Annotated in this window: 20 protein-coding genes and 1 pseudogene; 1 reads left to right on the top strand and 20 read right to left on the bottom strand. The window is 50.5% G+C overall.

What is annotated here, in order from left to right:
- Positions 1-322: 322 nt before the first annotated feature.
- From EDM58_RS19475 to EDM58_RS19400, 16 genes are all read right to left on the bottom strand, one after another.
- Positions 323-2,398: a methyl-accepting chemotaxis protein gene (locus tag EDM58_RS19475; protein WP_122914793.1), complete on the bottom strand. Its 2,076-nt coding sequence runs from the start codon at positions 2,396-2,398 to the stop codon at positions 323-325.
- Between the two features lie 108 nt (positions 2,399-2,506).
- Positions 2,507-3,466 carry an ABC transporter ATP-binding protein gene (locus EDM58_RS19470; RefSeq protein ID WP_122914792.1) on the bottom strand — a complete coding sequence of 320 codons (960 nt, stop codon included), beginning with the start codon at positions 3,464-3,466 and terminating at the stop codon, positions 2,507-2,509.
- A 16-nt stretch (positions 3,467-3,482) separates the two neighbouring features.
- Positions 3,483-4,478: an ABC transporter ATP-binding protein gene (locus tag EDM58_RS19465; protein WP_122914791.1), complete on the bottom strand. Its 996-nt coding sequence runs from the start codon at positions 4,476-4,478 to the stop codon at positions 3,483-3,485.
- 14 nt (positions 4,479-4,492) lie between these two features.
- Positions 4,493-5,410: an ABC transporter permease gene (locus EDM58_RS19460; RefSeq protein WP_122914790.1), complete on the bottom strand. Its 918-nt coding sequence runs from the start codon at positions 5,408-5,410 to the stop codon at positions 4,493-4,495.
- Positions 5,411-5,413: 3 nt separating this feature from the next.
- Positions 5,414-6,346, bottom strand: coding sequence for an ABC transporter permease (locus EDM58_RS19455; protein ID WP_023554506.1), 933 nt, complete (start codon positions 6,344-6,346; stop codon positions 5,414-5,416).
- Between the two features lie 310 nt (positions 6,347-6,656).
- A complete protein-coding gene (locus tag EDM58_RS19450; protein ID WP_122914789.1) occupies positions 6,657-8,315 on the bottom strand; it encodes a peptide ABC transporter substrate-binding protein in 1,659 nt (552 codons plus the stop codon).
- Between the two features lie 114 nt (positions 8,316-8,429).
- Positions 8,430-8,900 (bottom strand): Lrp/AsnC family transcriptional regulator, encoded by a 471-nt coding sequence (locus tag EDM58_RS19445; protein ID WP_023554508.1) that lies wholly within the window; start codon positions 8,898-8,900, stop codon positions 8,430-8,432.
- Between the two features lie 314 nt (positions 8,901-9,214).
- The gene (locus EDM58_RS19440; protein WP_122914788.1) at positions 9,215-10,519 is read right to left on the bottom strand and encodes a pyrimidine-nucleoside phosphorylase; all 1,305 of its coding nucleotides are present in this window, start codon (positions 10,517-10,519) and stop codon (positions 9,215-9,217) included.
- A gap of 22 nt (positions 10,520-10,541) precedes the next feature.
- Positions 10,542-11,351, bottom strand: a complete 810-nt coding sequence (locus tag EDM58_RS19435) for a purine-nucleoside phosphorylase (protein WP_122914787.1) — start codon at positions 11,349-11,351, stop codon at positions 10,542-10,544.
- A 42-nt stretch (positions 11,352-11,393) separates the two neighbouring features.
- Positions 11,394-12,566, bottom strand: a complete 1,173-nt coding sequence (deoB, locus tag EDM58_RS19430) for a phosphopentomutase (RefSeq protein ID WP_122914786.1) — start codon at positions 12,564-12,566, stop codon at positions 11,394-11,396.
- A 122-nt stretch (positions 12,567-12,688) separates the two neighbouring features.
- Entirely contained in the window at positions 12,689-13,576 is an 888-nt protein-coding gene (xerD, locus tag EDM58_RS19425) for a site-specific tyrosine recombinase XerD (RefSeq protein WP_122914785.1), read from the bottom strand.
- Between the two features lie 87 nt (positions 13,577-13,663).
- Positions 13,664-13,903 (bottom strand): DUF4227 family protein, encoded by a 240-nt coding sequence (locus EDM58_RS19420; RefSeq protein ID WP_122914784.1) that lies wholly within the window; start codon positions 13,901-13,903, stop codon positions 13,664-13,666.
- Positions 13,904-14,081: 178 nt separating this feature from the next.
- Positions 14,082-14,546 carry a ferric iron uptake transcriptional regulator gene (gene fur, locus EDM58_RS19415; protein WP_023554514.1) on the bottom strand — a complete coding sequence of 155 codons (465 nt, stop codon included), beginning with the start codon at positions 14,544-14,546 and terminating at the stop codon, positions 14,082-14,084.
- 94 nt (positions 14,547-14,640) lie between these two features.
- Positions 14,641-15,267, bottom strand: coding sequence for a stage II sporulation protein M (spoIIM, locus tag EDM58_RS19410; protein ID WP_122914783.1), 627 nt, complete (start codon positions 15,265-15,267; stop codon positions 14,641-14,643).
- Between the two features lie 65 nt (positions 15,268-15,332).
- Positions 15,333-16,523, bottom strand: a complete 1,191-nt coding sequence (locus EDM58_RS19405) for an endonuclease Q family protein (RefSeq protein WP_122914782.1) — start codon at positions 16,521-16,523, stop codon at positions 15,333-15,335.
- The gene (locus tag EDM58_RS19400) at positions 16,516-17,079 is read right to left on the bottom strand and encodes an NUDIX domain-containing protein (protein ID WP_246000880.1); all 564 of its coding nucleotides are present in this window, start codon (positions 17,077-17,079) and stop codon (positions 16,516-16,518) included. Before EDM58_RS19400 ends, EDM58_RS19405 begins: the two co-directional genes overlap by 8 nt.
- Positions 17,080-17,181: 102 nt before the next feature.
- Between EDM58_RS19400 and EDM58_RS26565 the strand changes: the two are divergent.
- Positions 17,182-17,226: pseudogene (locus EDM58_RS26565) on the top strand (hypothetical protein); the annotation flags it as partial.
- Positions 17,227-17,236: 10 nt separating this feature from the next.
- On the opposite strand, the gene EDM58_RS19390 reads toward EDM58_RS26565, so the two are convergent.
- From EDM58_RS19390 to EDM58_RS19375, 4 genes are all read right to left on the bottom strand, one after another.
- Positions 17,237-18,436, bottom strand: coding sequence for a DUF3866 family protein (locus tag EDM58_RS19390; RefSeq protein ID WP_122914779.1), 1,200 nt, complete (start codon positions 18,434-18,436; stop codon positions 17,237-17,239).
- Between the two features lie 156 nt (positions 18,437-18,592).
- A complete protein-coding gene (locus EDM58_RS19385; RefSeq protein WP_122914805.1) occupies positions 18,593-19,714 on the bottom strand; it encodes a M20/M25/M40 family metallo-hydrolase in 1,122 nt (373 codons plus the stop codon).
- 81 nt (positions 19,715-19,795) lie between these two features.
- Positions 19,796-20,227, bottom strand: coding sequence for a methylmalonyl-CoA epimerase (gene mce / locus EDM58_RS19380; RefSeq protein ID WP_122914778.1), 432 nt, complete (start codon positions 20,225-20,227; stop codon positions 19,796-19,798).
- A gap of 370 nt (positions 20,228-20,597) precedes the next feature.
- Complete coding sequence (locus tag EDM58_RS19375; protein WP_122914777.1) at positions 20,598-22,775, bottom strand: copper amine oxidase N-terminal domain-containing protein; 2,178 nt, start codon at positions 22,773-22,775, stop codon at positions 20,598-20,600.
- Positions 22,776-22,911 lie beyond the last annotated feature (136 nt).

Here is a 22,911-nt window from a genome sequence, read left to right as displayed (position 1 = left end):
TTTACGGTCCGCTGATTTGCTCGCTCCCTTACGGGATACTTTGTCACAGGGCTTCAACCTTAGGATCTCTCCACCAGTTGCCTGTCAGCTACGAGGCGACTTGGCTCTTACCTCGGTTGGACTTTCACCAACTAGCAATTAACGGCTTGCTGGGCGCGCTGGCCGCTAAAAACGTGTTCCGCCTTTTTCCGTTCCGGCTTTTCCTCTGCCAGCTCTTCTTGGTCCCCGTAGCATCACTTGTGGGCTACTCATGATGCTTTTCACACAAAAAATCCCTTCCGCATTTGATTGCAGAAGGGACTCTTCATTATAGTTGGCTATCCTAGATCACAAAGCGACTCACATTATTTGTCAAATCATCCGCCATCTTTTTCAATTGTTCCACATTCTCGTTGATCCTTGCGATGGAATGAAGCTGCTCATCCACGGTTTTCACCACTCCGTTGATGGACTCCTTGATTTCGTCCGATACGGCTGCCAGGCGGTGGATGGAATCCGTCACGACCTGGTTGCCAGCCGCCATCTCTTCGGAGGTGGCGGTCATCGATTCGCTTTGCTCTGCTGCTGATTGGATGTCTGCCACGATATTCTGGAAGGAAACGCCAACGGACTCTACGGACTGCAAGCCTTCACCGACCATGCTGACGATTTCGTCCATGTGCTTGCTCATTTCCATGGCTTCGTCATTGATCGAATGCGCGATCGCGGCAATTTTATCGGAAAAGAGGTTGCTTTCCTCCGCAAGCTTGCGCACCTCTGTGGCGACGACAGAAAAACCGCGCCCCGCGTCTCCTGCTCTGGCCGCCTCAATCGCCGCATTAAGCGCCAGCAGATTGGTTTGGGAAGCAATGCTGCTGATCATTTCGACGATGCTCGTAATCTCCCGCGCTCGCTCGCGCAGACTGTGCATTTGCTTGGCTGTACGTTCTACCTCACTGGAGGCATGCCGAACAGTGCCAATGACATTCCCGACCAGCTTCATGCCATCCTGCGCCCGCTCAAAAGTCCGAGTCGTTGCGACAGAAGTTGATTCCGCTGCGACAGCAACCTGTTGTACGCCCTGCGAGATTTCTGAGACCGTCTGAGCCGTAGCCTGCACTTCGTCCGTCTGCTGGGAGACGCGCTGTGCGATCGAGGAGATATTATTTGTAATCACCTGAATGGCACCTTTATTTTCCTCAGCGAATTGCGTCATTTCCTCTGTAGCCACGTTCAGTTGGGTAGCTTGTCCCTGGACCAGGGAGATCAGCTTGCGCAATTCTGCAGCCATCTCGTTCATTTTCGTACCGACCATCGCCAGCTCGTCATTGCCCTTCACCTGGACGTTCACGTCAAAATGACCGGAACCGATGCGATCCATATCCTGCGCGACTGCGAAAAGCGAGGAACGGATTCGCTTGGAAAACCACCAGATGAGCCACATCGATACGGCAACGATTGGAATGGCAAACAAGATAAAGTACCAGACCATGCTATTGACCTCGCCATACACCTCTTCAACACCTGTCGTAAGTACGAGGCTCCAGTTCAAGAGCGGAATCGGTGCAAGTGCTGCAAAAGATTCTTTTCCCTGGTCCATATAAACAAGGCTGTTGCTGACTTGCTGATTTGCTGTTGCCATCAGATCCGCATATTCAGGTTGATCCTGCAGCACCAGTTCATTGTTGAACTCCGGATTTTTATGGGCTACAACCAAGCCGTCCGGGCGGATGACCATTGCATGTCCATTTTTCATAAACGATATTCCCTGCGCTTTGACAATCAAATCAGTCATATCGAAACCGACAACCAGCAATCGCGTATCGTTACTATTCTGTTCTCCGACTTTTGATGCCACATAGAGATAGCTTTTGTTTACTCCTTTGACAATCTCTTCGTCGGACATGACGGCGTCCGATGTGCTTAGCGCCTCCTGAAAGTACCTCATCGTCTTAAAATCAAAATCGGTTTTCCCGGTCAGGGAGTACAGCATTTTCCCGGTACTGACATCAATCAAATATATTTTGGTAATTTCTTTATGCTCTTGCACCAATAGACGGAATTGCTCCATGATGAGCGGCTCCATCTCCGTCAGCATGATCCGCTTGGCAGCTGTCTGTTTTGCTGAAATCCGGATTGAATTGATCCAGTCATTCATGCTCTCGGCGTGCTGCTCTGCCAGCATGATGGATTGGTTCGAGGTAATGCTCATCAAGGTAGATTTCGATAATGATATAGCTATGTAGTTCATAGCTCCAAGAATGATCAGAACTAGAATAAGACCGAATAACATCATTTTTTTCGCGATGGAACCTTTGAAGCGACTTGTCGTTTGCGCGAATAGGGAAGACTTGTCGTGAATGCTTGCTTTGGAAGATACGGTTTTCTTGTTTCTATTCGGAAAGCGGAATAGGTTCATGTTCTCTGCTCCCTCACTAAGTGATCCCATATTTTGCTGAAATAGTAGTTAAAAAAAAACGGGTTCCCAGTCAGTCTATGCTGGAAACCCGCATCGTGTATTTGTCTCTTAGTTGTATAAATGGCAGGCCGCGAAATGTCCTTTTTCGATTTCCTTCCAGACTGGCTCTTTTGCAGCGCATTCTGGCATTGCTTTCGGGCAGCGTGTACGGAAATGACAGCCGCTTGGCGGATTCATCGGGCTCGGTACATCTCCCTGCAGAACGATCCGCTCACGATTGCGCTCTACTTCCGGATCTGGAATCGGAATGGCTGACAACAGGGCTTGCGTGTACGGATGGAGAGGCTTTTCATACAAAGCTTCACTGTCTGCCAGCTCGACCATTTTACCCAGATACATGACCGCTACACGGTCGGAGATGTATTTCACCATCGACAGGTCGTGGGCAATAAACATGTAGGTCAGGCCCATTTTTTCCTGGAGCTGTTCAAGCAGGTTGACTACCTGCGCTTGAACCGATACGTCCAGCGCAGAGATTGGTTCGTCACAAACGATGAACTTCGGTTCTACAGCCAACGCGCGGGCAATCCCGATCCGCTGGCGCTGACCACCGGAAAACTCATGCGGGAACCGGTTCATATGCTCCGGATTCAAGCTTACCAGGGAGAGAAGCTCCTGAATGCGCTCTTTGCGTTTTTGTCCGGTAGCCAGACCATGGATGTCAAGCGCTTCGCCGATGATGTCTCCTACTGTCATACGCGGGTTCAAGGAAGCGTACGGATCTTGGAAGATCATCTGCATGTTGCGGCGCATCGCCTTCATTTCCTGGTTGTTCAATTTCATGATGCTTTTGCCTTCAAACAAAACATCCCCGTCTGTGGCATCGTACAAGCGCAGAAGCGTGCGGCCAGCAGTCGATTTTCCGCAACCGGACTCTCCTACCACACCGAGAGTCTCGCCGCGTTTGATCTCAAAGGAGATGTCATTCACAGCTTTGAGTGTATTGTCGCCAATCGTGAAAAACTTTTTCAGATTGCGTACTTCAATTAAGGTATCTTGATTTGCCACTGTATAACCCTCCCTCTTACGATCCTGAGCGGTTCTGAGCTAGCGGATGCTGTAACCAGCAGGCTGCACGCTGCGTGGAACTGACGTCGTTCAATTCAGGATCCATCTCCTGGCATACACGCATCGCAGATTCGCAGCGAGCCGTAAATCCGCATCCTGTCGGCGGACGCAAGAGATCTGGCGGTGTACCGAAGATCGGTGTCAACGGTTCATCCCGATTCAGGTCCAGACGAGGCACCGAACGAAGCAGTCCTTTGGTATACGGGTGTTGCGGATTGTAGAAGATGTCATCTACCGTCCCTGTTTCAATTACTTTACCAGCGTACATCACGATGACGCGGTCGCACATCTCGGCGACAACACCCAGGTCATGCGTGATCAGAATGATGGATGTACCCATCTTTTTCTGCAGGTCTTTCATCAAATCCAAAATCTGCGCCTGAATCGTCACATCGAGTGCTGTCGTCGGCTCATCCGCAATCAACAGCTTTGGCGAGCAAGCCAGTGCGATCGCAATCATGGCACGTTGCCGCATCCCGCCAGAAAATTCGTGCGGATACTGTTCGACGCGCTTTTCCGGCTGCGGAATGCCCACCAACTCGAGCAGCTCGATCGCCCGGTTGCGAGCGTCAGTGCGGGACATGTTCTGGTGTTTGATCAATCCCTCTGTAATCTGGTTCCCAATCGTCATCGTTGGGTTGAGAGATGTCATGGGGTCCTGGAAAATCATCCCGATATCTTTCCCGCGGATGGCTTCCATTTCCTTATTGGATTTGTTTACAAGATTTTCGCCATTGAAAAGGATTTCTCCTTTTTTTATATCTCCCGGTGGCATCGGAATCAATTTCATCAGGGATTGTGCCGTAACGGACTTGCCGCAGCCGGACTCCCCTACAATCGCAACCGCTTCACCGCGATTGACGTGAAAATTAACACCGCGAACAGCTTTGACTTCTCCCGCATAAGTGTGGAAGGAGACATGCAGGTCTTTGACATCAAGTATACGTTCCATTATGATCGTCCCTCCTATTTCCGCAGGCGTGGGTCTACTGCGTCGCGCAGACCGTCACCAAACAAGTTGAATGCCAAAATCGTAATCGAAATGAACACTGCCGGGAACATCAGCCGCCATGGGAAGTACTTCATCGCCGGCAAGCCCTCCGAAGACATCGTGCCCCATGAAGCGATCGGTGCTGCAACCCCCAAACCGATGAAGGAAAGGAAGGATTCTGCAAAAATCGCGTTTGGAACTGTCAAGCTCAAGGTAACGATGATTGGACCCAGAGCATTTGGAATCAAGTGTTTGAAGATGAGACGACTGCTATTAGCACCCAGCGAACGAGCCGCAAGTACAAATTCCTGTGATTTCAGCTGCAAGATCTGCCCGCGAACGATCCGCGCCATCCCGATCCAGCCCGTGATGGTCAAGGCGATAATAATGGTCGTCACCCCTGGTTCTAACACAACCATGAGCAAAATAACAACGAGAAGATATGGAATCGCAAACAAAATATCGGCGATACGCATCATGACCTCATCCACTTTGCCGCCATAAAATCCTGCAATTCCACCCCAGATCACACCGATAATCAAGTCGATCAAAGCGGCAAAAATCCCTACTTCCAAGGAAATTCTCGCGCCATGCCAGATGCGGACAAAAATATCGCGGCCGAGATCGTCTGTCCCAAACCAGTGTTCAGCAGATGGTTTTTGGTTCTTACCTGCCAGATTCGTCGTAAAATAGTCATTGTTGGTCATCATTGGCACGAAGATCGCGCAAAGAATCAAAGTAATAATGAAAATCATGGAAACCATCGCAACCTTGTTCATTCTCAGGCGGCGCCATACGTCAGCCCAGAATGAAAGGCTGGGACGCTTGATGGATTCTGATTGACGGAGGTCAACGGAAATCGGCTCAAAATGCTCTTTACTCAATTGCATCATTCATTACTCCCTTCCTGCGTCTGCCAGCTTGATCCGTGGGTCTACAAGGGTGTACGCGATATCGACGATCAAGATCATGACGACGAGAATGATCGAGTAAAATACCGTCGTACCCATAATAACTGTATAGTCACGGTTGGTAATGGAGAGTACGAATTCGCGTCCCAGTCCAGGAACCCCGAAGATACGCTCGATTACGAATGCCCCTGTCAAAATGTTGGCAACGAGTGGGCCCAGGTAGGTAATGACCGGCAACAGAGCATTGCGGATCGCGTGCTTCACTGTAATGGTAACTGTATGCAAACCTTTTGCTTTCGCAGTCTTGATGTAGTCTTGCCCCAGTACCTCAATCATGTTGGAGCGAGTCAAGCGTGCGATAAACGCCAATGGTGATGCAGCCAAAGCCAAGGATGGAAGAACCGTATAAGAAAAGCCTTCCCATTTCGCAATCGGGAACAGGCCCCATTGAATCGCGAAGAAATATTGAAGAAATGATGCCAAGATAAAGCCGGGAACCGATAAGCCAAGTACTGCTATGACCATCGCCGTGTAATCTTGCCATTTATTATGTTTGAGTGCCGCTATGACCCCCAGGATAATTCCACCGAAGATCGCGATAATGAGCGCTTGAAGGCCCAAGTGCGCCGATACAGGGAAACCGCGATTAATCATCTGATTGACGGTTGACGATTTCTCCGTAAAGGATGGCCCCAGATCCCAGGTTATGACCCCTTTCAGATAGTTCAGGTACTGTTCATGCAGCGGCAGGTCAAGCTTGTATTTCGCCTCGAGTGCTTTTTTAATTTCCTCAGGAACATTTTTTTCTGATGTAAATGGGCCGCCTGGTACTGCCTGCATAATAAAGAAGGTGGCCGTTACGATCAGAAAAAGCGAAATGAGCATAAAGATGATACGCTTACCAAGATAACGGATCAACTAACTTACCCCCTTAACGGTTTCTGTGAAAAACGTCGAGATGTTTTTCATATAAGTAAACCTGACCGCTTGCGGTCACAAAACGGTCCAACCCGTTTTGCATGCTTTCACGTCCCATCTTTACACTGCGGACGTTTATAGACACAGTGCAAAAATCGGCTGTGTAAATAACCCGTAAATGATCTCTTGCGCATTGCTTCTCTCTCTGTTTGGCTTATTAGCCCATTCTCTATCGGAAGAGTCGGCATAAGATAAGGTATATGGAAGGCCATATACCTTATCCTCGTCGAACTCAATTCCTTCGTTTCAATTACTCAACGTAAGCCCATTTCCAGTCTACGTCGCCAAGGCCTGTAATTTGTACGCCTTTGACGTTTTCGTTTTGCACCCAGCTTTGAGTATAGAAGTAGATTGGCGCGATCGGCATTTCATCCATGAGCACTTGCTCTGCATCTGCCAGAATCTTTTTGCGCTTGTCCACATCCATTTCCAGTGCAGACTGGTTCAAGAGCTCCTTGAACTTCGGATGCTCCCAACGAGTATCGTTGTTTCCGCCGTATTTATCCTTGTACAACTCGAGGAAGTTGATTGGGTCGTTGAAGTCACCCAGCCAACCCATACGACCGATTTGGAAGTTCCCCTCGTGCATGTCTTCGAGGTATACTTTCCACTCTTTGTTCTCCAGCTTTACTTCTACGCCAAGATTTTTCTTCCACTGGTCCTGAATCGCTTCGGCAATTTTCTTGTGTCCTTCCGAAGTGTTGTAAGACAAGGTGATTGGCGGCAGGCTGGAAATTCCCAGTTCTTGCATACCTTCTTCGAGGAGTTTTTTCGCAGTTTCGACATCGTTGTCTTTGAAATATCCGTCTTTGTTCAACGCCATGGATGGAGGAACTGCTCCAGTCGCAGGGAGTTGGCCAGCTTGCAGGATATTGTCGATCAACGATACGCGATCGATCGAATAGGTGAATGCCTTCCGGATCTTCACGTTGTTGAACGGTGGTTTTTCTGTATTGAATTTGTACCAGTACGTTCCTGCGATCGGCTGCGTGGTCATTTTTCCAGATGCTTTCAAAGCTGGAATCGCATCTGTCGGCAGGGCGCTTGTTGGAGCACCAGCCCAATCCAGTTCGCCATTTTCAAACATGGACAATTCTGTATTTTCGTCTTCCACCATCGAGAACTCGATGCGGTCCAGCTTTACGTTGTCTTTGTCCCAATAATTGTCGTTCTTGACCAGCGTGATTTTGCTTTTGTGCTCCCACAACTCCATTTTGAATGGACCGTTACCTACGTGCGTAGCTGCTTCAGCGGCCCATTTCTCATTGGCCTCATGCACTTTTTGGTTGATTGGGAAGTAGGTACGGAATGCGAGCAGCTCCAGGAAGAATGGAGTCGGGTTTTCCAGCTTCACTTCCAGCGTTTTGTCGTCGAGTGCCTTCACGCCAACTTCGTCAAGCTTCGCTTCGCCTTTGTTCGCTTTTTCTGCATTTTTCAAATAGTACAGCTGATATGCATAGTTGGAAGCTGTTTTTGGATCCAAGACACGCTTCCATGCAAATTCAAAGTCATGTGCAGTAACAGGGTCGCCATTGCTCCATTTGTGATCACGGATCTTGAATGTGTAGGTCAGCAGGTCGTCAGATACTGTGTAGCTTTCTGCTGCTGCCACTTCTGGCTTGTCTTTTACGATCCTTGTCAGACCATCGAACGTTGCCAGGATGATCGCTCCGGACGTGGTATCCTCAGCGAGACCCGGGTCAGCCGTCGGCGGCTCGGAGTGGAGGTTAAAACGCAGTACTTGCGGTTTCGCTTCTGCCGCAGGTGCTGGTGTCTCTGTGGTTGTACCTGTATTCCCTGCCGGCTGCTGCGCAGGCGGTGTAGCTGTTTGTTGTCCACCCGAGCAACCAGCCAATGCCGTTCCCAATACTGCCAATGAACTTACTACTGCAAATACGCTCTTTTTCAACACAATTACCCCCAGTACGTTTTTCTTTATTTGTCTCTTTTCAGAAAACAGCGAACGAAAAAAAGAACAATACGCGAAACAAGCGTGACTTCAGCCTGGAGGCATCAACCCCTTTCATTGCAATGTCACATCGTCATCCTGAACGAAAGAGAAGGAATCCTTGTACTGCTTGAGTTCGAGTGAAACATCAGCAGACACAATTCCTTCAATTTGAGAGAGTCGCTCATTGACGAACGTGATAAGCTCATCATTGCTATGGAAACACGCTTGGATGATCAAGTCGTGCTTACCGCTAAAAGAGCCCACAAACCGGACGGCAGAAAATTTGCTCAACTCTTCTGCAACTTTTATCTGCGATCCAAGCCTCGTGGTCAACCCGATGATTGCCTGCACGTGTAAGCCTAACTTTTCGGGGTCTGGATGAATAATGAATTGAAATACGCCGTCTTGCAATAGGCGGGTGATTCTGGCTCGTATCGTACCTTCACTTACCCCAAGCTGATGGGCAATTTCAGTGTAAGGAATGCGGCCATCTTCCTGGAGGATCTGCAGGATCTGCTTGTCAACATGGTCCAGCTTTTTCATAGATACGAATTTTTAAGAACCTCCATCCTTTTTTTACGAAATTCGAAAAAAACTTTCATATTCGTTTGTTACAATAAAAGTAATCGGAAATGATAGCGGTGTCAACGAAATTTGACAAGTAGAATAATAAAATATTATAAAGAGCATCCTAACAATAAAAAAAATTTTACAAAACTGCTCCAAAGTATACTTCTATTGAATATGAAAAACTGATTTTGATCAATATATTTTTTTCGAAAAAAATACTTACAACAGATGCCAAATGAGAGGGGTTTTCGAAGAAATCCCCTCTTTTATTTGGAAACATCCGTGGATTATTCCACAATTTTATAGATCAACGCTTGTTCTGCGGGAGGCTGCTGCGCGATCAGAAAGGCATCTTGCATGGCTTCCAAGGCGCTTCCCAACAGCGTCTCCTGATTGGCGTGAATCGTAGCCAAAGGCTCTCCTGCCGACACCTGATCCCCGCGTTTTTTGTGCAGCACAATCCCTACAGCCAGATCAATCGGCATGTCTTTTGTCTGTCTGCCTGCGCCAAGCACGACGGAAGCATGGCCGATCGCCTCTGCATCAATCTCGTTGACATAACCGTCCTCTTTGGCTAGGATGGCATGCAAAATCTGCGCCTGCGGAAGCTTTTCCGGGCTGTATACCTCGTCTTTCACTCCACCTTGCGCTTCTACCATCTCTGCCAGTTTGTCAACGGCCTTGCCGGAAGCCATAATCTCCGCGAGCTTCTCGCGTCCTTCATCCACAGAGGAGACGAGTCCACCGAGGACGAGCATACGCGAGCCGATCGCAAGAGCCAGTTCTGTCAGATCTTCAGGACCTTTTCCGGCCAGGGTTGCAATCGCTTCCTTGACCTCCAGGGCATTGCCTACAGCGAAGCCAAGCGGCTGGTTCATATCGCTGATGACCGCCACCGTTTTGCGTCCTACCTGGCTGCCGATCTCCACCATCGCACGGGCGAGTGTCTCGGCCTGCTCTAGGCTCTTCATGAAGGCTCCTTTGCCCACTTTGACGTCGAGCAAAATCGCATCTGCTCCTGCCGCAATTTTTTTGGACATGATGGAGCTCGCGATCAACGGCACCGCTTCTACTGTCGCCGTGACGTCGCGCAGGGCGTAGAGCTTCTTGTCAGCAGGCGTGAGATTGCCGGATTGACCGATGACCGAGACGCCGATATCGCGAACCTGCTGCAAAAATTGCTCGCGTGAGCGTTCCACCTGATAACCCGTGAAGGATTCCAGCTTGTCGATTGTCCCGCCTGAATAGCCCAGACCTCTGCCAGACATCTTGGCGACCGGAATCCCTGCGGCAGCGACCAGCGGGGCGACGACCAAGGTAATCTTGTCCCCTACTCCGCCCGTGCTGTGCTTGTCAACCTTCACCCCGGGAAGCGAGCTCAGATCAAGCTGCTCCCCGGAGCCTGCCATCGCCAACGTCAAATCTCCCGTCTCCCGAGCTGTCATGCCGCGAAACAGGACCGCCATCGCCCAAGCGGACATCTGATAATCAGGAATGCTTCCTTCCGTGTATCCCGTGACAAGGAAACGAATCTCTTCTGTCGACAGTTCCCCGCCGTCCCTTTTCTTGGCAATGATATCCACCATACGCATGGGTATATCCCTCCGCTCTTCCTTACAGCTTCGCAATGACTCCTTGCACGAGTGACAGGAACTGCGCCTTCACGCGCTCTGTTGTCGCCATGACCTCTTCATGGGAGAGCGGCTGCTCCAGAATCCCTGCTGCCATATTGCTGATGCAGGAGATCCCCAGCACCTTTACATTCATGTGGCGGGCGACGATCACTTCCGGAACGGTCGACATTCCGACTGCATCTGCTCCCAAGATGCGCAGCATGCGAATTTCCGCAGGTGTCTCATAGCTTGGTCCCAGGAGACCTACGTAAACACCCTCTTGGAGATTGATGCCCAGCTCGGCGGCCACGCTCTTCGCAAGCTGCCGCAGCTCTTTGGAATAGGCTTCAGACATGTCGGGAAAACGAGTTCCCATCGTCTCATCATTTGGTCCGATCAACGGATTGCGCGCAGTCAGGTTGATGTGGTCGGCAATCAGCATCAGATTGCCTTCGCCGTAGCTTTCGTTGATGCCGCCAGCCGCGTTGGTGATGACCATCGTCTCGACACCCAAAAACTTCATGACGCGGATCGGAAATACAACCGCATCCAAATCATGGCCTTCGTAAAAGTGGAAACGTCCTTGCATGGCAACGACCTGCTTGCCTTGCAGCTTCCCAATCACCAGTTGTCCTTTGTGGCCGGCGACAGTCGACTTGGTGAAACCAGGAATCTCATCGTAGGGAATGACTACCGGATTTTCGATTTCATCTGCCAATACTCCCAGGCCAGAGCCCAACACCAAGCCAATCGTTGGCTTTTCCGTTACTTTCGGTTGAATATACGCAACTGCATCCTGAACATTTGCCAAGTGAAACACTCCTCTTTTTTTATGTCTGGACAAACATACAATCTAGATCTTTTTCAGAAAGCTTTCCCCGATGGCAGGAGCCTCCACGTCGAAGTTGTCCGCGATCGTCGCGCCGACATCCGCGAAAGTTTGCCGGATGCCCAGGTCGCTCCCCGCATCCATCTGCTTGTGGTAGACGAGAAGCGGCACATACTCGCGGGTGTGGTCCGTTCCATGGTGGGTCGGATCATTCCCGTGATCCGCCGTAATGATCAACAGGTCATTCTCCTGCAAGGCAGACAAAAGCTCGGGTACGCGGGCATCGAATTCCATCAGCGCCTGTCCGTAGCCCTGCGGATCGCGGCGATGACCGTATTTTGCATCGAAGTCGACGAGGTTTACAAAGCTCAGACCGGTGAATTCCTCTTTCATGGTCGCCAGCATTTGATCGACCCCATCCATGTTGTCCTTCGTGCGGATGGCTCGGGTAACTCCCTCATCTGCGTAGATGTCGCTGATTTTGCCGATTGCGATGGAAGCGAGGCCTGCATCTTGCAGTCGGTTCATCACGGTTGGGGCAAATGGCTTGACCGAGTAGTCATGACGGTTGGAGGTACGGGTGAAGCTGCCCGGCTTCCCGACAAACGGTCTGGCGATAACCCGTGTGACGGCATACTCGTCGCGCAGCGTCAATTCTCGGGCTACCTCGCAAATCCGGTACAGCTCCTCTAACGGAATAACCTCCTCGTGAGCAGCGATCTGAAATACGCTGTCCGCAGAGGTATAGACGATGATGTTGCCGGTCTTCATGTGTTCTTCGCCCAGTTCGTCCAGAATGTCGGTCCCGGAGGCCACTTTGTTGCCAAGTACCTTGCGTCCGATTCGCTCCTCAAACTCCGCGATCAGCTCTTTTGGAAACCCGTCCGGATACGTATTGAAAGGCACCGCTACATGCAGCCCCATGATTTCCCAATGCCCTGTCGTCGTATCCTTGCCCATCGAGATTTCCTGCATTTTACCGTAATGCGCCTGCGGATTGGCTACTGCAGGCATGTTGTGCAAAGGCGCGATATTCGCCAAGCCCAATTTTTCCAGATTGGGCATCCGAAAGCCCGGCACTCGCTCGGCAATATGTCCGAGCGTATGGGCGCCTTCATCCCGAAATCGCGGTGCATCCGGCAGTTCGCCGATTCCCACACTGTCCATCACAATTAAAAACACGCGAGAAAAACGCAATTGTAACGCCTCCTAGTCGAAAAAGGATTGTCTGCCCGCGAAGGTTGTCAGACGTCTGACCTGCTGTGTAAAAGTTGGCTCCGTCCGGAATGCGACGGAGTAAAGGAATTCAGATGATGTTTTTACGCCCGTGGATGCGTTTTGGCATAGATATCCTTGATCCGGGTGCGGGTTACATGGGTATAGATCTGGGTTGTCGATATATCCGCATGACCGAGCATTTCTTGAACCGACCGCAAATCGGCACCATTCTCCAGCAAGTGGGTAGCAAAGGAATGGCGGAGAGTATGCGGCGTGATCTCCGTGCGAATATTCGCCTTCAAAGCGTACCGCTTGATGATCTTCCAAAAGCCCTGCCGCGTAATCTGCTTGCCCAGATGGTTGAGAAACAGTCCGGTCTCATCCTTGCCTTTGATCAGTTTGGGCCGTCCAGCCAACATGTAGTGGCGGACCATCTGAATCGCTACCGATCCGAGCGGTATTATTCTCTCTTTGGAGCCTTTCCCCATGCATTTGACAAAGCCCATCTCCAGATTGACATCTGCAACATCCAGGCTGACCAGTTCAGAGACGCGGATTCCGGTCGCGTACAACAGCTCCAGCATCGCTTTGTCGCGAAGACCTGCCGGATGATTGACCGGCGGACTATCCAGCAAACGCTCCACTTCTTCGATCGAGAGAACTTTCGGAAGGCGCTTCTCGATTTTTGGGGTCTCCAGATGAATGGATGGATCCATGTCCAGGTACTTGTCCCGTACGAGGAATTGATAAAAGGCGCGAATCGAAGCCATATTCCGCGACAAGGTCGCAGTAGCGCGCCCCTTTTCCCGCAGGAGCAGCAAATATCCGAGAATATGCGTTCGCGCTGAATCCTCGATTCGCACCACGCCTTGTTCCTGTAAATAGGAGGTATAGGCCACCATATCCCGCTGGTATGATTCCAAGGTGTTGGGAGAAAGCCCCTTCTCTACAGCCAGGAAATGGATAAATTGATCGATCAGACTGTCCATGAAGCCGTCCCCTTCGGATGTTAAGTATCTCGTATTGCATTCCACGTGGATAAAAAAAATCCTCCTTTTCCTCCGAAAAATATGCACTTATTCACCCGTAACATAAAAAAGCTGAAGCCTGGCCAGATAGCCCTCCCAGTCCTGCGGTTCGGACGAATGAATCAGTTTGACCACTTTGACGGCTTCTCCGTCCGGTTCATGATAGGGATTGGACGGAAGAAAGGCATGGGATAAAAAGCTAATAATACCATACGACAAAAGCGTGCAAGTGACAAACAGAAGCAGGAAACGAAGTACCTCCATGAGGCGACGGTACGACATTCGCATCCGGGCATCTCCTCTCCGCGCGTTTCCTTCCACTATATGCTCTTGTCCCATCACCCATGACAGGGTTGATCTCGTTAAGCCAGACTTGCAGAAATTCCACATTCTGTTTTAGGTTGCCACAGGCATGCATACCCCATAACCAAAAAAGAAAAAACTTCTCCGACAAAGAGAAGTTACCTTATTTGAAATCTTCCACATTTACTTTATCAATGCAACGGCTGCAGATCCCGTAGAAAGTCAAGCGGTGATCGGTAATGTAAAAGTTGTAAACATTCTTGACTTTTTCTTCCGCGGAGACGAGCAGGTCTTCAAAAATTTCGTCCACCGTTCCGCAATGAAGGCAGATCAAGTGATGGTGATGGTATGCGGCATTGTCATCGCGCAAATCGTAGCGAGATACGCCGTCTCCGAAATTCATTTTGTGAAGGATTTTCAACTCGCTCAAAAGCTCCAGGGTCCGATAAACGGTGGCCAGCCCGATTTCAGGCGCTTTATCCTTGACCAGCAGATAAACATCCTCAGCGCTGAGATGGTCTTCTTCATTTTCTAACAAAACGCGAACAGTGGCTTCACGTTGTGGCGTCAACTTGTAGTTTTGTGCATGAAGTTGTTGCTTTATTTTTTCTAACTTTTCTTCCAACATTAGTGCCCCTCCCCGCTCGCTTGAAACCTGCTCCTATTATAGTAGAGGGGTATAGAGTAAGTCAAATACATAAGTTCTTACCTGATAATCATTCTTAATTGAGGACAAGCTGCATCAGCCGGGGCGAGACAAACGTCTCAAACAAGGAAGCGAGCATCAACACAGCAAGCATGGAAATCACCAGCACCGTGTAGCCAACAAAATGCGGCATAATGCCGTCTCGCTTGCTGACCAGCCTCGTCTTGATCAGACGCAGGGAGAAGGAGATTCCGCTGACTCCTACGATAAGCAATGCCGGGACGACCAGCAGATTTTGCGGCAATACCCCCATCATGGCAAATCTGAGTCCTTCCCACTGCATCTGGCTGACGAGGAAGCCGACGGTGAATCCGACGACGACCCCTTTTAAAAACAAAATCAGAAGGATCATCGGCAGGCCAATAATGGAAAGGCCCAATACCCACATGATCCCGACTGTCTTGGCGTAATGGCCAAAGGACTCCTGAAAATGCGGCCGTGATGCGGGTATGCCCTGCTGACCCAGATGATGAAAAAAATACTGCAGAAAACCAAGCAGCTCCTGCTTTTGCGAAAGAGGCAATGATTGCACGAGCACAGCTCCGAAAATAATCCCCATGGTAAACAGGACTATCGTGAACCAATAGAGCGATTGATGCTCCTTGGCATAGCTTTGGATGGTTTGTCCGATACGTGTACGCAAGTTGGGTCCCCTCCCGCTTCGCTGATTACTGTACAACTTATGCGGACGAGTCTCCCCCTATGCCACTAACGGTCCACGATCCTGCCATATGTTCCTGCTGCCCCTGCCTGAACTGCCAGCGCGCCTTCCCGGGCCCGGACGATCAGCGCGGCTATTTTTTCTCCTGCTACATTCGCCAAATCCTCCTCCGATGCACGATGCAGGACGTCCATCTGTGTGCCGAAGGAGGCGTAAAGCTTTTGCAAAAGCTTGGGACCCACGCCCGGAATGAATTCCAATGGAACCTGCTCTACGTATGGCGGGCGAAAGGACGGATGCTGCCCCAGCTCCCTGTCCGCCAACTGCTCAATGCGGGCAGCCACACCCCGCACCACCCGTTTGAAGCCACAAACCGGACAGCGAAGCGTGGAATCTGGTGGCAAAAGCGTTTGGCAGCCCTGGCAAGCGGTCAGATGGTACTTCCCGAGCTGAGGAGTGAGACCGTAGTTGACCAGGACGCCTCTGCCTTGTTCCCGCTTGAGCGCTTTTCTCCATTCCGTGTAGGAGCGTTCCGCCATCAGGATCGATTGATACTCCCTGCCGATTTTGCCCAGCGAATGGGCATCCGAATTCGTCAGAAATGTTTTGTCCCACAGCTCCGAAATCTGGTCGGCCATCCGTGTATTGGCGCTTAGCCCGAGCTCAACTGCTTCGACCAGCCCCGGATCCATCACTTCGCGCATGGAATCGGTGCAGCTGCCGTACAGCCCTTTATGCGGGGTAAAAATATGCGCTGGAACAACCGTTCCGCCCAGCTCGCTGGCGATCTCCTGCAGATCTTGAATGCTGGCATGGATTCGTTGGGAGCTGAGATGAACATTTTTACAACGGGCGCTCAACCAGCGGGTAAAAGCCTGCATCGCTGCAAGGGTAGGCAGATAGACGAGAAAATGCGCTTCCCCTCTCCCCTCCTCCTTGATCTCTACCTCGCAGCCCAGGATCAATACGGTCTGCTGAAAAGCAATGCCCCCCGCAGCAAGCTCCTGCGCCTCGCCTTGGGAAATCAAATCGAGAAGCTCTTCTTGAACCTCCGGGGAGTGGGCGTCAATGACTCCGATCATCTCCATCCCTTTTCGATTCGACGCTTCTTCCAAAATCCGCGTGATCGTCATGGAGCGGGAAGCCGTGATTTTTACCGGTCTTCCGGAACGGGTTCCGCCGATGTGGATATGCATGTCACAAAAAAACGGCTTCCATGGACTTTTTCCTTTATCCATGGGCACGGAGCAATCGGTTCTCCCAGGCGAACAGCGCAACGATAGTCTTGGCATCACAAATTTCTCCCGTGCGATGAAGCTCATGGGCTTCATCCAGAGTCAGCTCGATCATGTCGACAAATTCATCCTCGTCTGGGCGGCTCTCTCCTTTGGTCAAGCCTGTGGCCACGTAGACATGCAGCAGTTCATCCGCAAAGCCGGGAGATGTATAGAAGGAACTCAGCTTTTCGTAATGGCGAGCAGTATACCCCGTCTCTTCCTCCAGTTCACGCTTGGCGCAAGCAAGCGGATCTTCCCCCCGCTCCAATTTGCCAGCAGGTATCTCTACGATCGTTTTCTCCAATGGCTTGCGGAATTGGCGGACCACAACCATTTTGCCATCCTCAGTCAAAGGAATGACTGCGACTGCTCCCTGATGCTTGACAATTTCCCTTTTGGCTGTATTTCCGTTCGGGAGCAACACTTCATCGACCTGCACCTTGATGATGCGGCCGTCATAGATGGGCTGGGTAGAAATGGTTTTCTCATAGAGATGATTCTCTTGTCGTTGATTCACGTTTATCCTCCTCGATTGCAAATCTGGTTCTATTCGTATACAAACCTCCATAGGCTGGAAGCATGAAGCCTGTCCACACTATTGTATCGGAGGAGATCAAGGATGAAAACCTATGTCAGCGAAAAGGAACTGCGAATGGTCGGCAAAGCATGGGAGATCAGAGCAGCCCTTCGTTCCTGGTCAAATAAAGACCTAACGCTGCAAGCATATCTGGCGAAGCGGAGCAATCCAAACCGGCGTTAGTGCGCTCCTTGATATAATCCAGACTCAGAACCGTCTGGTCAGCCGCCAAGACAGCTGTCAGAAACGGAATGGGGTCCTCGCGCCAACTGCGCCCCATCGACGTGAATGGCAGTCCGTACTCCTGTTCCAGTTCTGCAAGACGCGATTCGGATTCACACTCTCCCCAAACCACTACATGGCTATGCGATTTTTGAAGCGAAGCGATTTGCTCTCTCATATACCGTTCCCGATCATCGCCTGTTTTCGGCGCAAACAAAAGAACGGACCGCAGAACGTAGCGTCCAAGAATCGCCTGGGTATGATGGCTGATCCCTCGATGGCGTACCCGCGGGTCGGCAAAGCTGAGCCGCGGCAAAAAATACGGGATTCCGCCCAATACCGAAACCGCATGAACCACTTCCGCCAGTTGCACGCCAGAAAATCCATAGGGTGTACCTGTGCCAGCGACACCAGGCCCCAGCATGCAAAGAATCACATCTGCCTTCTCAATATGACGCGCTGCCAGCAAGCCGCTGTGGATCGTGACGGCTTCCCGATCTCCTCCCCATGCATGTCCCGTGGTGATGACCGCATCCAGCATCCCCTTTGCTTTTAGCTGCTGGACATGCCGGCTCATGGAGACAGGCAACGACGCCGCATCCGGCATCACATAGGCTATTCTGCCCATTTTCGAATGGCTTCTCAAGGCAGCAGCAACGACAGGGAGCATGCTATGCAGCTCACCGATAATGACAGGCGTGGATTGCAGGGAAAGGTCCTTACGCAAAAAAAGCCGATGAAATGGGCTCGCCTGTTCTTCGACCGTATCGACGGCAAGCTGCCACGGCGCATAGCGCATTTTCATCACATGGCCCCAGTTCCCCTTTGCGAGATCTCGCTCCGTGTGATCCCCTGCTTTCGCCACTACCAGATGAAAGCCGCCAGTACCCAGCTTTAAACGGACAGCCGTTGTATTGAGAATCAGGATTTCTCCCGGCTCGTAGGATTCATCGGCGAACGAGATGGCTTGCGCGGTTTCCTTTTGCTCTCCCTCACCAAGCTGTACTTCAATGATTTGCATTCCCGGGCGTTTCTCCATGACTCTTGAGACCATTCCTACAGCCATTCGAAGCATTCCCGTTCCCCTTTCCGTTACCATGTATTGTGCTCGTTGGCGATATCAGCAGACACCCTTTTTACCATTCTATGTCCATGCAAGCCCGTCCCACTCACCGGAACGAAAAAAAGTCGGAACTCCCGAAGGAGATCCGACTTGTTGTTACCCTTATTCTTATTTTTGCACTTCCTGAATAACCGCAAGCACCAGCTCGGCAGCTTTGTTCAATTCTGCAATCGGCATGCGCTCGTTCTTGGTATGAATCTCTTCATAGCCAATCGCAAAGTTGACGCTTGGCACGTTGTATCCATTAAATACGTTGCCGTCGCTTCCGCCGCCGCTTGCCACCAGTTCAGGATTGCGGCCGATGCTTTTCACAGCTGCGATCGCTTTTTGGACAACTGGCGTCTCTTCGCTGAATTTGTAGCCGTGGTACATGAAAATAACGTCATTCTCGCAGGTAGCGCCCATTTCGGCTGCCGCTTCTTCAAAAGCCGTCGTCATTTTTTTCACTTGGGCTTCCAATTTGTCCATCACCAGGCTGCGTGCTTCGGACCATACTTCCACGTAATCAGTGACGATATTGTAGGCCTTTCCGCCCTCGAAGCGGCCGATATTGGCTGTCGTATCTTCATCGATACGCCCCAACGGCATCCTCGAAATCGCCTTGCTAGCCACCGTGATCGCGCTGATTCCGTCCTCGGGATTGACACCTGCATGCGCCGCTTTGCCGTGGATTTTCGTCACGATACGGTATTGGCCCGCGCCCGCTACAGTAATTTTTCCGACCGGCCCTTCCGAATCCAGGATAAAGCCCATCTCGGCTTTCAGCAGGCTTGCATCCATCGCGCGGGAACCGACCAATCCGGATTCTTCCCCAACCGTCAGGACAACCTGGATCGTCGGATGCGGGAGGTTCTGTTCTTTCAGGGTGCGAATTCCCTCAAAAATCGCTGCGATCCCCGCTTTATCGTCTGCTCCGAGGATGGTGGTCCCATCCGAGTAGACATAGCCATCGCGAATCTGCGGTTTGATTCCATTTCCTGGAACAACGGTGTCCATGTGGCTGCTGAATAGAATGGTCGGCCCATTGCCTGTCCCTTCCAGGGTTGCGATCAGGTTGTTGCCTCCATGTCCGGTCTTGGCTGCCGCGTCATCCTCTTCTACCGTGAATCCCATTGCGGTCAGTTTTTCTTTCAGCACTTTGTTGATCTGCGCTTCGTTTTTCGTCTCGCTGTCAATCTGGACAAGCTCCAAAAATTCGTTTAACAAACGCTCCTGATTAATCACAGGCATAACCTCCAGATCATGCTCCAATTTAGATATGTACGCTACTCTTCCAGTATACAGCAAAAAAATTTTCTCGACCACGTTCTCTCAATCGAGGTGTTCCTCTCCCTTGGATGGGTATTGGCAAAGCTCGTACAAAACACCGTGGGCCGCTTTCGGATGCAGGAATGCGATCATGGCATTGTGCGCCCCTTCTTTTGGCTGTTCATGAATCAGCGGAACTCCGTCTTCCTTCAATCGGTCCAGCCGTGCTTGCACATCCTCCACATCCAGAGCAATATGGTGAATCCCTTCCCCGCGTTTCTCGATGAATTTGGCGATAGCGCTTTCAGAAGTCAGCGGCTCCAGCAATTCGATCCTGCTTTCTCCAATCTCCAGAAAAGCGACTTTTACCTGTTCACTCGGTACGACCTCTGTTCCGAGCAGCTTCAACCCCAGATGTTCCGTATAAAAAGAAAGGGTTTCTTCCAGGCTTTTTACGGCGATTCCAATATGGGCAATTTTGTTTGGTGCTGTCAATGCTTTTCCTCCTCTTCTCCGCATGCTTTAGAGTATGCTTTTTTGGATGATTCCTGCCGCGTTGTCTTTGAAAAAGGTACAGGCTTATTGCCTCCGCTTGAACAGTTGGGTACAATTTGTAGTAGTCTATCCCTATTTATTCTAGCACAGCTTACGACCAATAAAATGGCAATTCCGCCAGTCTGATCTAGTTTTATGCGCGAGAGGAGGGATATTCCATTGAAGCAATCCGTCGTAGCCAAAGCCCTGATTGTAGTTCTGGTCATTTCTTTGGTTGTTCCGATGTTTTTCTATTTTCCCTGGTAAAAAAGCTGAGGCCACCCTGTCTGGTGACAATGGGTGGCCTCTTTTTTGTTGGCAATGTCAAATATTATTTATAGACGTAGACGCTGGAGGTGTTGGCATCCCAACCTACTTTATAGCCAAGGTTGTCGGTGACGAAGCGCACCGGAACCATCGGCATGCCGTCTTTGAGCACGACCGGTGAAGTCAAGGTATAGGATTTGTTGCCGACAGTCGCCTTGTCAGAGCCAACGTTGAATTTCACAACTGTAGTGCCGCTGATGATGGCTACCGTGTAGTTGTTCCATTGAGTGGTCAGAGACAATCCTTCTTTGAAGAACTGTGCTGGCACCATTGTCGTATTCCCATTCGCCAGGTAAGGTGCTACTTTCAGTGGGTGGCTCTTGCCCGCCATTGTGTAGCTGTTTGAGCCCAGTTTAAACAACACCGCGTTGGCAGGGATGTTTGCTGGCTGTTGTGCTGCAGGTGCTGGCGTCGGTGCAGGTGCTGGTGTAGGAGTCACTGCAGGCTGGGCAGGTGCTGGCATTCCTACGCCAACAGAGCGCGCGAACAGCAAGCCTTTTTCCTCCGAAGTAAATACGCTGATGCTATAGGCGTTCTTAACCTTCGGATTGATGATGTTCGCGCTCGGGCTGATTACCACATTGGCTGCAGAAGCTGCAGGCAGGTCCTGCGAAGGGTAGATCAGCACGTTTTGTCCGCGAACGGATACGAAGTTGGCGGCAGTACCGTTTACAGAGACAAGGCCAGGAGCGATATAAGCAGGCACGGTATAGCCGGCAGGGAAAACAAGCTCAATGAAGTCGCGCTGCTTTGCCAAAGGCGCTCCCAAGCTCTTGATCGAAACAGTCAGTCCAGTCGCTTGACCCATCGCTGTAGAGCCCAGTACGATCGTGGCTGTATTGTTGTTATTCACATTGGTAGGCGCTGTTGGATTCGTTGTTGTTGGCGTCGTTGGTGCTGTCGGTGTGGTCGGATTCGGATAGAGGGACGAACCCGATACCGTGAAGTCCTTCGACGTAGCCGTGCGATTGTCCACAGTCGCTTTGATATTGTAGGTGCCTGCTGTTTTCGGGTTGGTAATCCATGCACCAAAAGCGACTTCCACCTTTATGTTGCTGTCCTTGGAGAAATTGCTCGGTGCTGTAACGTACACCTTGTTGCCGGAAGCAGCTACTCTCTTGGCCGTTTTGCCATTGAGCGTGAAATCCGACGCGGACAGCATGCCTGGGATCATATCTGCAGATGGGAATTCCAAGAGAAGCTGCTCATCCGGCAACAACTGCTTGTTCCCAAAGTCCACTTCAAAGGAGTAGCTGGTACGCGCACCTACTGCTGGGTCGGACAGACTCACCGTGAAGGAACTGGCTGTAGAAGAGCTGGAACCCGAGCCTTTGATGGAAACCTTCTCAGACGTGTATGTAGTGCCATCGTATTTGATTTTAAAGGTGTGGTCGCCGTTGGAAGGCGTCACAATGCCGGCGCTTTTCAGGAATTCAAGATTGATGTAATCGTCGCCGTTCGCACCGCTTGGCACTTCGATTTCTACTGTACTGCCATCGATGCTGACATCTCTCGCGTTTTTACCATTTACTTTGACGTCGCTGGTAGAGATCTTTTTAGGCAGCATGCCTTTTTCAGGGAAAGTCACCGCGATGACCTTACCTGTTTTCAGCTCGTCGCTGCCGCTCAGACTGAAATCGCCCAATTCGATCGCGGTTTTTTCATCTGGTTTTGTAGAGTCCAAATCGACGCTGAAGTTCTTGCTGCTGCTCTTGCTGCCACTGCTGCTGGAACCGATTTTCACTTTTTCGTAGTCGGAGCTTTCATTTTCCGTTTCTACTTCTACTCTGTAATCCCCTTTGGAATCAGGGTTGGTGATGACACCGCTGATGACGATTTCGATTTCATCGCCTTCTTCGTAATCTTTGCTGAGCGTGATGGTAATCTTGTTATTTTTGTGCGAAACGCTTTTTGGCGACTTTCCGTCAACCTTGATATCGCTCTTGGAAATGCTTTTGCTAATAGAAAACTCGTCATCGAAGGTAATGTAAATCTCCTCACCAGAATCGAGATCTTCTTCGAGTTCAAAGGTAATTTCGTAATCCGACTTCTTGTCTGCTGATGTGTTATCCGCTTCTACGCTCAAATCTGTAATCGCGAAAGCTTGTGGCGCTGCCACCAGCGGCGTAGCAGCGAGCGCGGTCGCTACGACAAGAGAAAGGGGTTTTTTACTTTTCTTCATGTTTTTCCTCCCATAATTGCCAATAATAATCCAAATCTTTCAATGATCCATCCCAGTTTACCATATTCATCACAGAGAGGAAATCTGTACTAGGAAAAATGATAGGCAGATCTTCCCCCTAATTGGTAAGACGATG

Source organism: Brevibacillus panacihumi (genome assembly GCF_003710985.1).
GTDB lineage: Bacteria > Bacillota > Bacilli > Brevibacillales > Brevibacillaceae > Brevibacillus > Brevibacillus panacihumi.
This window is presented reverse-complemented; position numbering and strand designations above follow the sequence as displayed.